Below are 14,826 nucleotides of genomic sequence, written 5' to 3'. Positions count from 1 at the left end.
CAAAATTGCTACAAACCGTATATTTGCCGCTCAATTCTTAAAGCCGTTATTTAATCTGCTGCAAAACGGCAAAAGCAGCATTCTAAAACATGAAAGTATTCAAATTTGGCGGTGCTTCTGTGAAAGACGCCGCATCGGTAAGAAACGTTGTGAGCGTTTTGCAACAAGTAGGTGCAACAGACACTTTAATTGTAGTTTCGGCGATGGGCAAAACAACGAATGCCCTAGAGGTAGTTGTCAAAAATTACATTTCTCAGTCTGGCGAACTCGAAAGCGTACTCAACGACGTCAAGAAATACCATTTTGATATTCTAAACGATTTATTTCCCGATAGCAATCACGCAGCGCATCAAAAAGTTAACGCGCTTTTCAATGATTTGTCTGATTTCTTAAAATCCAATAAATCTTCAAATTATAACTACGTTTACGATCAGATTGTGAGTTATGGAGAATTAATTTCTTCGGCAATTTTATCTTTTTTCCTTGCTGAATCTGAAATTAGAAATACGTGGCTCGATGTGCGCGAATTAATTGCAACCGACAACAATTACCGCGATGCAACAGTAGATTGGGACACCACTCAACGCCAAATTGCCGTCAAAATAAGTCAGTACGGAACCTACGTTACGCAAGGATTCTTGGGCGCCGACGACAATAACTTCACAACCACCTTAGGTCGCGAAGGCTCCGATTATACCGCGGCCATCTTTGCTTATTGTTTGAACGTACAATCGGTTACCATTTGGAAAGACGTTCCTGGAGTTCTAAACGCCGATCCGCGATATTTTGAAAACGCCCAAATGCTGCAACAAATTTCGTATCGCGAAGCAATCGAATTGGCGTTTTACGGCGCCACAGTAATTCACCCTAAAACGCTCCAACCGCTTCAACGCAAAGAAATCCCGTTGCATGTAAAGTCGTTTGTAAATCCGTTATTGCCCGGAACTACTGTAGCAAAAGGAAAAGACCTAATTCCGAGCATGCCGTGCTTCATCGTCAAGAAAAACCAGTATTTAATTTCGTTGTCTTCCTTAGATTTTTCTTTCATCATGGAAGATCACATTGCTGGCGTGTTTGCACTTCTTCATAAGTACAAAATGAAGGTCAGTTTAATTCAAAACTCTGCGATTTCATTCTCATTGTGTTTGGAAGATAAATTCGACAACTTTCAAAAACTTCGCACCGAGCTTTCTAAGCAATTTAAAGTGTATTACAATGAAAACGTATCGCTTTACACCATTCGTCACTTTACCGAAGAAGCTGCCGCAGAAGTAACTGCAGGAAAAACCGTGATGATTAAGCAAGCCAGTCGCGAGACTATTCAAATCGTAACGAAAGAATAGCCATTCAAGCGTCTTTTTGGAAAATCGGTATTCTACAACGTAAAAATGCGAATCACTAAAAATGAATTCGTTCTTTTGACGTTTGTAATCAATGGTTTCGCTCATCGGTGTAGAAAATGCGCTTTCAATTCGGCGTTTTCAAAACTAAATCCAAGCGGATAATCGACTATTCATGAAGAAGGAATGGCTTGTAGTAGTGTTGCTCTTTTGTTGCTGGATGTCTTCGGCACAAAACCAATATTCGCTGCGACGCGAAAGCACTTTTTTTGTGGAGTCGGATAGTCTTCAAATCGATAGTACAAGTATTCGAAAAATCGATTTTGAAATTTTCGACGAAAATAATAGACCCTTGCCGGAACAAGCTTTTCGAGTCGATTTTACTCGAGCGCGTCTTTACATACTCGATTCGTCCCTGAAAAACACTCAGCTTTTGGTGAGGTACAGTAAATATCCCGATTTTCTTACGAAATCGTATGTGCGTTACGCGCCAGAAAAAGTGTTAGGAAACGTGGCAACGACTGCAAACTCCGAACCACTTCGCAATACGCGAACACCGTTTGAAGGGCTGTCTACAAACGGAAGCATCACACGCGGCGTTACGGTGGGAAACAATCAGAATTCGGTGGTAAATTCGAATCTCGATTTACAGATTTCGGGAAAGCTATCCGATAAAGTTTCGTTGCGGGCAAGCATCCAAGACAGTAATATTCCTTTACAAGACAATGGCTATAGCCAACGACTCGACGAATTCGATCAAATATTTATTGAACTCGCAGGTAGTAAATGGAACATTCGAGCGGGCGATTTATTTCTAGAAAACCGTTCGTCGCGATTCTTAAATTTCAGTAAAAAAGTACAAGGCGTTCGCGCTGGATTTCGGTTTGGCGATGAATCGGCTACCACCGACGTGTTTGCATCGGCGGCTTTGGTTCGAGGCGCTTACGCGAGAAGTACTTTTACCGGGACTGAAGGCAATCAAGGCCCATACAAACTTACGGGTCCGAATGGCGAACCGTTTATACTCGTAGTTAGCGGTTCGGAACGCGTTTTTGTGAACGGAATTCAGTTAGAACGCGGCGAGAACAATCAATATGTCATTGATTATAACGCTGGCGAAATTACGTTTACATCGTTGTTTCAGATCACATCCGAAATGAGGATAAACGTTGAATATCAGTATGCCGAACGAAACTTCACAAGGTTGGTAACCTATGCCGGTGCAAACCACAGCTCGGAAAAATGGAATGTAAGTGGCGCAATTTATTCAGAAAACGACGTAAAGAACCAACCCTTACAACAAAATTTATCTCCCGAGCAAGCGGCTGTTTTAGGTAATGCGGGCGACGACGATCGGTTGATGGTAGCGCCTTCTGAAAACCAAGAACCTTTCGATGAAAATAAAATTCAATATCGAAAGGAAATTGTGAATGACGCTACTATTTTCGTGTATTCTACCAATCCAAACGACACGCTGTTTAGCGTTCGTTTTACCGATGTTGGCGCAGGAAATGGGAATTATCAGCTGCAGTCGACTACCGGAACCGGAAAAATATATGTGTATGTGGCGCCGATTAACGGAGTAAAACAAGGCAGTTTTGAGCCGGTGATAAAATTGATTGCGCCTCAAAAGTTGCAATTAGTTCAGGTGTCGGGCGGGTATCGAAACGGCGAAAACACTACGATTCAAGCCGAATTTGCGGGTAGTTTGAACGATAAAAATCTCTACAGTTCTTTAGACGATGCCGACAATACCGGTGTAGCATTTCAAATAGATGGCGCTCAGCTGTTATTCAAACGAAAGTTTAAAACGCAAGTTTTTGCAAGCGCACAATACATCGGCGAACGTTTCCGGACGGTGGAACGAGCCGTGAGTATCGAGTTTAACCGCGATTGGAACGTAAGTACGCAGCTCGGCGATCAGAAATTGGTGTCGGCCGGTTTTACTACTAATCTAAACCAAAAAGGCAGCGCTATGTATAAAATCGAAACACTACAGTTTGGCAGTTCGTATTCGGGATTTCGCCAACTTTTCGACGCTCAAGCCAATCTCAGCAACTGGCAGTTTTCGCAAAAGTTTAGCTTTTTAAAAACAACAGCAAATTTCGCTAATTCGAGTTTTCTTCGAAATCTGAGTCGCATTTCGTATCGTCCAACTAAAAAAGCTTGGATTCATGCCACGCATGCGGCAGAAGACAACAGCGAACGGTTGAAAGCTACCAACCAATTGAGTAATTTGAGTCAGCGCTTTAACGAATTTGGCGGTCGGGTAGGAGTGGGCGACAGCCTAAAAGTATTTGTGGAAGGCGGCGTTTTGTTGCGTTTAAACGATTCGCTGGTAAATCAACGTGTGAGTCGCGTCAACCAATCGCTCACATATTTAGTGCGTTCGCGTGTTTTTCAATCCGAACAGCAGGATTTGATGTTGTTTGCGAGTTTCCGAAAACTTACGTTCGAAGATAAAACGCAGGCGGCCATTCCGTCTTTAAACAGCCGAATAGCCTATAACGGTCGGTTTTTAAATCGTCTTTTAGTGTTGGGAACTACCTACGAAAATAGCTCGGGAACTGTAGCTCAACAAGAATTCTCTTACATCGAAGTCGAGCCCGGACAAGGTTTATATACCTGGAACGATTACAACAATAACGGTGTTAAGGAACTGGAAGAATTCGAAATTGCACCGTTTCCCGATCAGGCCATATACCTGCGGGTTTTTCTTCCCAATCAGATTTTCGTTCCTTCGCATGTTAACCGGCTTAGCCAAAATCTCACCCTAAATTTTGCAGCTTGGAAAGGCTCGGGAGGCTTTTCGAAGTTTCTTAAAAAAATAAGCAATCAAGCCTCGTTTATCACAGAGCGAAAAATCCGCCGATCGGGTTCTGATTTCGATTTAAACCCTTTTGGTAGTTCGGGTTCTGATGTACTTGGGCAGACACTTACTTTCAGAAACAGCTTGTTCTACAATCGCGGCAAGCAAAACCATAGCGTCACGTTTAACGCAACATCAAGTTCTAATATTGCACTCATTAGCAGCGGTTTACAAGAAAATAAGTTGCGGGGCACGCAGTTATTGTATGCGCATTTGATTCAAAAAACTTGGTTATTTAGTTTTCAAGTTGATCAGAATAAACAAAAAAGTACCGCTCAAAATTATTTGAATCGCAGTTTCGAGATCACGGGATACGAGTTTGAGCCTAAAGTATCGTATTTGTTTTCGACCAACGTAAATTTCGATATTTCTGCTGCTTACGGTGAAAAGGAAAACACCTTGGGCGCGGAGGCTTTTTTAGTTCAGCGAAAGCTAACTTTGGCATTTAATTGGAATACAGGAACAAAGTTAACGGCAAACGGCGAGTTTAACTTAATTGGCAACAATTACCTCGGTGAGGCTAATACTGCCGCGGCTTTTCAAATGCTCGAAGCTTTGCAGCCGGGCCAGAATACAACTTGGCGCTTGTCGGTTCAAAAAAGTCTAACGGGCTTTTTAGATCTAACGCTTAATTACCAAGGTCGAAAAAGTGAATTGTCTTCTGCAATTCATACGGGAACAGTTCAACTGCGAGCACATTTTTAGGTGTTTTAAATCCAAAAGTCAGCAATTTTCGTAAATAAAAAGCAGAGATTTAATATTTGTAAAGATACAACCAAAGCTAATTTTTCTATTTTTGTGCACAATGAAAAGTACGCGACGATTTTACGGATTTTTGTTATTCGCACTACTTTGTAGCAGCGCTGCTGTAGCTGCCCCTCCTGGTGGTGGTCCGCCTCCTCCTGCTGGCCCGCCTATTCCGGTAGGTTTCCCCTTTCATTTAAGTACACAAGCGCTATTTGGCATACTTGTTTTATGCTATTCTTTCTACCTGATTTTCAAGTACAATAAAAGATCACTTAATAGAACTTAGGGCGCGCCGGCAAAATCATTTGCTGGAAATCCCGTGTAATTTTGCCGTCCCGTTTTCCGCTGTAGTCCTCGCTCGCCTGGCGAAAGGCCATTGCTCTCGCTGTGGGCTGCCGCTGCAACCGGTCGCGCGGCAATCGTTACCGAATAAAAGGGCATAAAACCTGAGTTCAATTAAAAATCTTTGTCAGATCGCTTGAAATCAAAAAAATATGAAATCAATAGCAAGGGAAAGGAACAACTCTCATGCTAAACAGATAAACGGCTGTCTACTTCGTTAGATTTTTTTGCGTTACTATAGTATCCCAATAAAAATCCGCCTTGTATTCAACCATTTATCTGTTTTCTGACCGCAATTTTTAAATCGAACTCAGGTATAAAAAAAGCTGCGTTTGATGCGCAGCTTTTTTTGAAAGTTTCGAATGCTTACAAATCAAATTTAATTCCTTGTGCTAAAGGCAAACTTGTCGAGTAGTTTATCGTGTTGGTTTGTCTTCGCATATACACTTTCCAAGCATCCGAGCCGCTTTCTCTTCCACCACCAGTTTCCTTTTCTCCACCGAAAGCTCCGCCAATTTCCGCGCCAGAAGTTCCAATATTTACGTTAGCTATACCACAGTCGGAACCTGATGCCGATAAAAACTGTTCGGCTTCACGCAAATGAGTGGTCATAATTGCCGAAGACAATCCTTGAGCTACTCCGTTCTGAATTTCAATGGCATCTTCAACACTTCCCGAATATTTCAATAAGTACAAAATCGGCGCAAAAGTTTCGTGCTGAACGATTTCAAAACTATTGTCGGCTTCTGCAATAGCGGGTTTAACATAACATCCACTTTCATAACCTTCTCCAGTTAAAACGCCACCAGGAACAATAATTTTTCCGCCTTGTGCTACCACAGCTTCTAAAGCGTGTTGGTACGTTTTTACCGCGTCGGTGTCGATAAGTGGTCCAACATGGTTGTTTTGGTCAAGCGGATTTCCAATGCGAAGCTGTCCGTAGGCAGCAACAATAGCATCTCTAACCTGTTCGTAAATGCTTTCATGGATAATTAGTCGGCGTGTCGATGTACAACGTTGTCCGGCCGTTCCTACGGCTCCAAACACGGCTCCAATCACAGTCATTTTTATATCGGCATTTGGCGTCACAATAATTGCGTTGTTTCCACCTAATTCGAGTAACGATCGGCCCAAACGTTCGGCAACAGTTGCGGCAACGATTTTCCCCATACGTGTTGATCCGGTAGCCGAAACCAAAGGAACGCGTTTGTCTTTTGACAGCAATTCGCCAATTGTATAATCACCTGATATTAAACAAGATATTCCTTCAGGCATATTGTTTTCGGCTAAAACTTCAGCGATGATATTCTGGCAAGCTACGCCGCACAGGGGTGTTTTTTCACTCGGTTTCCACACGCAAACATCGCCACACACCCACGCAAGTGCCGTGTTCCAAGACCAAACCGCAACCGGAAAGTTAAATGCAGAAATTATTCCAACAATTCCAAGCGGATGATACTGTTCGTACATACGGTGCGCCGGACGCTCCGAATGCATCGTCAATCCGTGAAGTTGTCGAGACAAACCAACTGCAAAATCACAGATATCGATCATCTCTTGTACTTCACCTAGTCCTTCTTGCAACGATTTCCCCATTTCGTAAGAAACCAATTTTCCTAAATCGTCTTTCTTTTGTCTCAGTTTCTCTCCAAACTGGCGTACCAACTCACCGCGTTGAGGTGCTGGCATCAATCGAAATGACTTGAAAGCTTCCGCAGCAGTCGAAACTGCTTTTTCGTAATCGGCGGCAGTCGATGCACGTACGCTTCCAATGAGTTTTCCATCTACAGGTGAGTAGGAGTGGATTAATTCGCCTGAGCTGAAGTTCTGACTTCCAGTAGAAGTTCCTTCATTTTCAGCTAGTAAGCCAAGATTTTTAAGTGCATTTTCAATTCCGAAATTTTGAGAAGTATTGTTCATTTTTAATGGATATTCTTTATGATTTTGAATAGGTTTTTAGTTTTAGTTCGGTGCCGTCGAATTCTGCGTAAGTAAAAAACTGAATCCAATCGCCAAGATTTACGTAGGTAGCCTGGTTTCCTAAATCGAAGGTCATAGGTAGATGACGGTGGCCAAAAATTAAGTAATCGTAATGTTTTTCTTGCAGTTTTCTTTTGCAGTATTGAATGAGCCATTCGTTATCCGGACCGTGAAAGGTGGCGTCTTCTACTCCGGAAATCAATTTATTTTTCACAGACAAATATTGCGCAATTCGCACACCAACGTCGGGGTGCAGCCAGCGGAAACACCAGTTAAAAAAAGGATTCGTGAAAACTTTCTTCATTCGTTTGTAACCCTTGTCTCCAGGTCCTTTTCCATCCCCATGGCCAATTAAGAATTCTTTGTTTCCGAAGGTGAAAGGGGTTGAATCGCGATAAATTGGGATTTGCAATTCGGTTTCGAAATAATCGCGCATCCACAAATCGTGATTTCCAACAAAAAATAAGATTTCAATACCTGCGTCTTTCAACTCTGCGATTTTTCCCAAAACGCGTATGAAACCTTTAGGAACCACGGTTTTATAGTCAAACCAAAAGTCGAATAAGTCGCCTACAAGAAACAGATGCGACGCGTCGTGTTTGATGGAATCGAGCCAATCGACAAAAAGCCGCTCTCGATTTAGGCTCAAGCTCCGAGTTGGTGCGCCAAAATGCTGATCGGAGGCAAAGTAAACTTTTGTTCTTGGGTTAGTCATACGTAAAATCGAGTACAAAGATACGTATTATCACAGTCGATTTGATTACTGATCTAAAGGAAGGAAACTATGTTAAAAACTGGCATTGTGTTACAATTGTTTCTTAGGAGAATGATTTTGTTAAATATTTAAAGAAATGTTACGGTGCCTCAATAATTGCTAAATTTGAACTTTAACCTTGTGTTAACAAAAAGCTCACTCTTTTCCAAAAAAAACGTTTATGAAAAAAATTACTTTGCTGCTTTTTTTGCTGGTTTTTTCAAAGCTGGCGGCGCAAACAGAGGGTTTTGAGTCAGGTATTCCAGCCGATTGGGCGGTTATTAACGGTACTAATGGTATCGGGCCGAATTTCCAATGGACGGCTACGCCTACGCCATTTCCATCTACAGTAACCCCTTGCGCCGGATCTAATTCGGCGTTTATTAATTTTGAACAAATCGGAGTTAATAACACGGAGGAAGATTGGTTAATTACAAATCAGAGGTTAGTTCCCGCCAACGGTCAACTTCGGTTTCTAGTTCGGCAGTTAGCGTCCGGTGATCAGGGTACGCTTTTTCAGGTGCGCGTTTCGATCAACCCCACTCAGACCAATCAATCGGCCTTTACCATCGTTCAGTCATTTACTGAATCCGATTTGCAGGATTTAAACGGCGATATTACTGTTTGTGCTGAAAAAGTTGTCGATTTGCCTGCCTCTTTAATTGGTCAGCAAGTATATATTGCTTTTGTAAGAGTTTTCACGCAGCCAACGGGCGCGCGGGGTGGAGATCGCTTTTTGCTCGATAATGTTCGTTTAACCGAGCGCTGTCTCACACCAAACGGTTTAGATGTGGCGTCTGTTCAATCAACCACGGTTCAATTAACATGGAATAATCCGGGCTTGGCTTCGAACTTTGAGATTGAAATTGTGCCAGCAGCCTCAGATCCAACGGGTTCGGGTTTTACGGTTACAGCTCCTAATACGAACCCCACTTCATATACTACAACTCCAGCAAATATTGTTTTGCAGGCAGGTACAAATTATAAATACTACGTTCGCGCCATTTGCGGTACAACAGAAACCGTAACAAGTGATTGGGCCGGACCATTTCCTTTCACCACCTTACCTACGGGTTCGGTGTGTTCGGATCCGTTGCAGGTTCTAACTCTTCCTTATCAATCAACAGGTAACACCCTTAATTTCGGAGACGAATTCGATACAGCCCAAGGAACTTTGTGTGGAGCTACCCCAGCAAATACGAATTACTTAGCAGGTAACGAGGTTTTCTATAGTTATACACCAACCGCAGATGGGATTATCAACATTTCGATGACTCCAAGCGGAACTCCAGCAACAAATTCGGGTCTGTTTGTTTATGCAGGTTGTAGTAATGTAGGTGTTAGCTGTATTGCGGGTGTTGCAAATGCGCAAGCAACTGTGAGAACCCTCACAGTAAATGTAACAGCTGGAACTACTTACATTATCGTAATTAGTTCAAGCAACACGAATCCTTCAATTGGATACAATTTAATTATACAGAATCAATCCTGTACTCCTCCGCCAGCTACTTTAGGCGCTTCAGAAATTGGACTTACCAATGCTACGCTTACTTGGGATAATCCTAGCAACTTTTCATCTTGGGAGGTAGTAGTTCAAGCCCCTGGGGCTGGAGTTCCTTCAGGTTCTGGAACGGAAGTAACAGCTTTACCTTATCTGGTAGAAAATTTAACCGCAGCTACAATTTATGAATATTGGGTACGTGCCGAGTGTATTCCTGGATCGGATCTGTTTACCACTTGGGCAGGTCCATTTGTATTCAATACCTTAGTTTGCGAAGCCACAAGCACATGTAATTATACATTCCGGTTAAGAGATTCAGGCAATAACGGTTGGAATAATGGCCGAATGCAAGTACGCCAAAATGGTATTGTTGTTGCAACTTTAGGAAGTACAATAACAAATGGTGGGCCAGTTGATGTATCGGTGCCACTTTGTAACAACATTGGTTTTGATCTTTTTTGGTCGGTAGCCGGAACATCCCCAAACCAATGTATTGTAGAAGTTATAAATTCTTTTGGACAAACCATCTTTACTAAGCCAGCTAATTCAGGAACTCCGCTCACTGTTTTGTACACTGATGTTGTCAATTGTACTACACCTCGTTGTGATTTAGCGCCTACATCAGTTGCAGTTCCCACGCCCACTTTACTTACAAACTCAGCTGTAGTAACTTGGGTAGCACCAGCCACAATTTCGTGGGATGTATACGTAGTTCCTCAGGGAAATCCAGCTCCTACGGCAAGTACAGTGCCTACTTTTAATGACATTACCGTTGCCGATTTGACGAACTTATCATTTAACATGACAGGATTGATTCCAGATACTGCTTACACCGTGTACATTCGAGTGAACTGTTCACCTACAGATTCTCCTTGGAGTACTGGTGTAAACTTCACAACGCTTCCAACTTGTCCTAAGCCTACTGCATTATCTGTGACAGGAATCGGACTAACTGCAGCAACCTTCAACTGGACAAACGGTACGCCAACAGATACAGCGTGGGAAATTTATCTAGTACCTAGCTTTTCGTTAACTCCCCCTGCGCAATTACCAGCAGTGAATCCTCCAACAGACGCGGGACAGTTGTTGATTCCAGTATCGTCAGGTTCACCATTTACTGTTTCAGATGGAACCTTACAACAAGCTAGGATCTATTATTACTATGTACGCACAGTTTGTCCAGGAAACGATAAAAGTACTTGGGCTGGGCCAATAGTTTTCAACACGATAACTTGCTTGCCTGAAGATAAATGCACCTATCGTTTTGTACTCACCGATGCGGGAGGTAACGGTTGGAATGGTGCTCGTATGCAAGTTCGCCAAAATGGCATTATTGTCGCTACCATTGGAAGTACAATTACTTCGGGAGGACCAACAAATGTAAATGTCCAGATTTGTGATGATATTCCATTTGATTTGTTTTGGAGTGTAGAAGGAACAGCACCTGCGGAAGTTGGGGTTCAAATTCAAAGTCCTTTTACCGACATTTTATTCACAAAAGCTCCGGGAGAAGGAACACCATCAACAGTAATCTACTCTTCTATGGGCGACTGTACGCCTCCAACCTGTCCCAAGCCAACTCCTTTAGCGGTAGATGTTACAACGATAACCTCAACCTCTGCACAACTAGCTTGGACAGAGAATGCATTACCGCCACCAGGAGCTACACAATGGGAAGTATATGTTGTTCCAGCAGAAGGAGCTATTCCTCCTGTAAATGGTTCGCCAGTAACAGGTGTAGCACCTTACTATTTAACAAATTCAAATCCATTTACCGTTGAAGGTTTACAACCTGCAACCACTTACGTGTTTTATGTTCGTTCTATTTGTTCTAGTACTGACGTGAGTACCTGGACAATTTTAGCACCTAGAACTTTCACAACAAAACCACTTAATGACGATTGTGCTGGAGCAATCACGGTTCCTGTAAATCCGACTAGAATTTGTGCACAAAGCTTAAACGGTTCAACACTTGGTGCTACAAGAACATTACCTAACACCCAGCCCGTATGTCAAGGAAATACAGATGATGATGTCTGGTTTACCTTTACTGCTACTAACCCAGTCCACATTATAACATTTAGTAATATTAATGGTCCATCAAACGATATCAATCATGCATTGTATTCGGGTTCAGATTGTACAGCGTTAACACAACTGTATTGCAGTGCCCCAGAGGTGAGTGTTGCTACTAACTTAGTTCCTAACCAAGTGTACAAGATTAGGGTTTGGACCGTGGGAGGTAATGCAGCACAGTTCGCAAACTTCACCGTGTGTATTACTACTCCAGATCCGGTAACAAACGATGAATGCGCAGTTGCAACACCAGTTACGCCGAATAACGGCTTGGAATGTGATATCGTAGTTAGTAGTGCTATAACTGGAGCCACACCTTCTTCAAATGCTTCTACATGTCCTGGGACTGAGGATGACGATGTTTGGTTTAGTTTCGTTGCCAACAGTACAACTCAAATAATTACTCTTTCAAATATTTTAGGTACCTCTGATAATCTAAATCATGCGGTGTATTCGGGAACTGATTGTAACGCATTGACCCTTTTGTTTTGTAGCGATCCAAATGAAAGTATTGAAGATAATTACATCGACGGAAATACCTATTGGATTAGAGTATGGTCTTCTGTAGGCACACCACAAGACATTACGTTTGACTTATGTATTGGAAGAATTCTACCTCCAATTACAACGAACCTAGATATTTATACCAAACAACAACTAATCGAAGACATATTGTTGGACACTTCTTGTGCCAATGTGACAAATATTACTTGGTCAACGGGATTAGATTTTGCTGCAGACTTGCCAAATGGAATAGGTTACTTTAATAAAGGACTTTCAGAGTTTCCATTCCAGGACGGTATTATCTTAACAACAGGAAACGCAGCTTCGGCGCCAGGTCCAAATGATGTTATTTTAAGTGATGGCGGTTTTGGATGGCCTGGAGACGACGATTTAGAAGCCATCATTTTAGAAGCGACAGGTCTAGCAATGAATTCGCAAAATGCAACTAAGCTTGAGTTTGACTTTGTGCCGCTTCAGGATCAAATTAGCTTCCGCTTTATTTTTGCGAGTGAAGAATACGGAACATTTCAATGTATATTTTCAGACGCATTCGCCTTCCTTTTAACAAACACTCTTACCAATGAAACTGAGAATTTAGCGATTATTCCTAATACTACAACACCGGTTTCCGTAGTTACTATTAGAGATGAATTGTATAACCAAGGTTGTGATTCTGTGAATCCTGAGTTTTTCCAAAGTTTTTACGGAGATTTAGGAGTAAATCCAATCGGAGCACCTATTAACTTTAACGGTGTTACGGTTCCCATGACAGCAGTTGCAAACGTTACACCAGGCGTGACCTACCATATCAAATTAGTAATTGCAGACAGAGGCGATTCGGCCTTTGATAGCGCCGTATTTCTTGAAGGAGGCAGTTTCGATATAGGAAATGTAGAGTTAGGAAGCGACTTTCTAGAATCCGCTGGTAACGCCATTTGTCCGGGAGATTTTGTAACAATTGATTCTGAACTTGACCCAACAATTTACACTTTTGAGTGGACAAGAAATGGTGAGATTATTGCAAATCAAAACGGACCGTCTATTGTTGTTACACAACCAGGAACTTATCAAATTAGTGCATCATACACCAATACGACATGTGTCGCAACAGATCAAATTATTGTTGAGTTTTTCCAAGATGCAGTTGCAGGAACTCCGCTAAATCTGGTAGATTGTGATTCTACGGGATCATCAACTTTCGATTTAACACAAAATGCAGATGCAATTTTAGCACCATTTGCTGCCGGATCACACGCACTCACTTATTTTACGACTTTTGAGGACGCCGATCAAAACATAGTTGCTAACCAAATCACTAATCCTGAAGCATTTTTAGGTAATGATCAACAAACTATTTATGTTCGCGTTTCTAAGACGGGAACAAGTTGTTATCAAGTAGTAGAATTTGATTTGATTGTCCAAGATTTAACGCCAGTTTTTAGTTTTGAAGGGGTTAAAGACTTGTGTCCAGAAGAACAAACAACGATTACAGTGGTTCCAACAAACGGATCTTTTGACACCAATTTGGTAGCGTTTTCTTGGACATTTAATGGTAATCTTATAGCAACCACACCTTCTATCACTATCGACGGAACGCAGTTAGGAAACTACGAAGTTGTTGTAAATAATCAAGGTTGTACAAACAGTCAAACGTTTACAGTTGGGGCAGCAACGCCTACTTGGGATATAGCTGTTTCGGGAACAACTGAACTGTGTCCTGATGAAATAGGTTCCATTAGTGCAGTGGTAACTAATAATACTAACGGGGGTCCTGTTATTTACACTTTCACAGATCCAGCTGGTGTGACAACAACTTCTGCAAATAGCAACTACACTGTATCAGAACCAGGAACCTACTCAGTTGCTGTTTCAATATTTGGATGCGCCAGCGCAGCAGTTAATTACGTGATATCACCATCGTCGGTAGTTTGGGATGTACAAGTTACGGGTCCAACTGAGCTTTGTCCTGATGAGAATGCTATAATAACAGCGACAGTTTCCAACAACACCAGCGGAAGTCCGGTTACATACATTTTCACTAATCCTGCAGGAGTTTCAACTACAACAAATACCAATACTTTTCTTGCAACAGAGCCAGGTACATATCAAGTTGAAGTGTCAATCTTGGGTTGTTTAAGCTCACCAGTAAGTTATACGATTGCCCCATCTTCACAAGTTTGGGATGTAGCTTTTGGAAGCAGTTCCTATGTGATATGTAATAATCAATCAGTTACGATTGATTTTACAGCATTAAATTTCGATATTAACAATCCTGATGCTTCGTATACATGGACTCGTCCTGACGGCACACAAGTTACGGGATCAACCATAGCGGCAAATCAAATAGGAACTTACAGTTTAACGGTAGAAATTTTAGGTTGTACTAGCACTGAAAGTGTGAGTGTAGGTGAAGATTCGATAAATTTAAATATTGCCTTTGAAACAGGTTGTGTAAACAATCAATATCGTATCACTGCGGTACCTCTCAATAATTCTTTCGACCCAGATACCGTAACTTACACTTGGACGGGCACTGCTCCATTCCAAATAGTATCTCCCGACAGTCCAGAATCAATTATTGTAGGTGGAGCAGGAGAGTTTACTGTAACAGTCACAGCTTCAAGTGGTTGTTCAGATTTTGAAACTGCCACAATTAGTAACATCGGTTGTATTATCCAACGTGGTATTTCACCGAACAACGATGGTGCTAACG

Annotated in this window: 5 protein-coding genes; 3 read left to right on the top strand and 2 right to left on the bottom strand. The window is 42.0% G+C overall.

Annotated elements, in window-relative coordinates:
- Nucleotides 1-89: 89 nt before the first annotated feature.
- Complete coding sequence (locus ACOVQQ_RS02660) at nucleotides 90-1,343, top strand: aspartate kinase (protein WP_421816818.1); 1,254 nt, start codon at nucleotides 90-92, stop codon at nucleotides 1,341-1,343.
- Nucleotides 1,344-1,515: 172 nt separating this feature from the next.
- On the top strand, nucleotides 1,516-4,914 hold the full coding sequence (locus ACOVQQ_RS02655) for a hypothetical protein (protein WP_421816817.1): 3,399 nt from the start codon (nucleotides 1,516-1,518) through the stop codon (nucleotides 4,912-4,914).
- 750 nt (nucleotides 4,915-5,664) lie between these two features.
- Here ACOVQQ_RS02655 and ACOVQQ_RS02650 read toward each other — a convergent pair.
- Together ACOVQQ_RS02650 and ACOVQQ_RS02645 are read right to left on the bottom strand one after the other, a co-directional pair.
- Nucleotides 5,665-7,218 carry an aldehyde dehydrogenase family protein gene (locus tag ACOVQQ_RS02650; protein ID WP_421816816.1) on the bottom strand — a complete coding sequence of 518 codons (1,554 nt, stop codon included), beginning with the start codon at nucleotides 7,216-7,218 and terminating at the stop codon, nucleotides 5,665-5,667.
- A gap of 16 nt (nucleotides 7,219-7,234) precedes the next feature.
- Entirely contained in the window at nucleotides 7,235-7,993 is a 759-nt protein-coding gene (locus tag ACOVQQ_RS02645; RefSeq protein ID WP_421816815.1) for a UDP-2,3-diacylglucosamine diphosphatase, read from the bottom strand.
- Between the two features lie 220 nt (nucleotides 7,994-8,213).
- Between ACOVQQ_RS02645 and ACOVQQ_RS02640 the strand changes: the two genes are divergently transcribed.
- The coding region (locus tag ACOVQQ_RS02640) for a choice-of-anchor L domain-containing protein (protein ID WP_421816814.1) at nucleotides 8,214-14,826 on the top strand (6,613 nt) is incomplete at its 3' end.

The organism is Flavobacterium sp. (assembly GCF_049240005.1).
In the GTDB taxonomy this organism is placed as follows: domain Bacteria; phylum Bacteroidota; class Bacteroidia; order Flavobacteriales; family Flavobacteriaceae; genus Flavobacterium.
Note: the sequence above shows the minus strand (reverse complement) of the source record. Positions and strands in the feature narration are given on the sequence as shown.

Excerpts from the sequence above, each read along its gene's own strand:
- ACOVQQ_RS02660 (WP_421816818.1), top strand. The coding sequence starts at position 90 with ATGAAAGTATTCAAATTTGGCGGTGCTTCTGTGAAAGACGCCGCATCG.
- ACOVQQ_RS02650 (WP_421816816.1), bottom strand. The coding sequence starts at position 7,218 with ATGAACAATACTTCTCAAAATTTCGGAATTGAAAATGCACTTAAAAAT.
- ACOVQQ_RS02645 (WP_421816815.1), bottom strand. The coding sequence starts at position 7,993 with ATGACTAACCCAAGAACAAAAGTTTACTTTGCCTCCGATCAGCATTTT.
- ACOVQQ_RS02655 (WP_421816817.1), top strand. The coding sequence starts at position 1,516 with ATGAAGAAGGAATGGCTTGTAGTAGTGTTGCTCTTTTGTTGCTGGATG.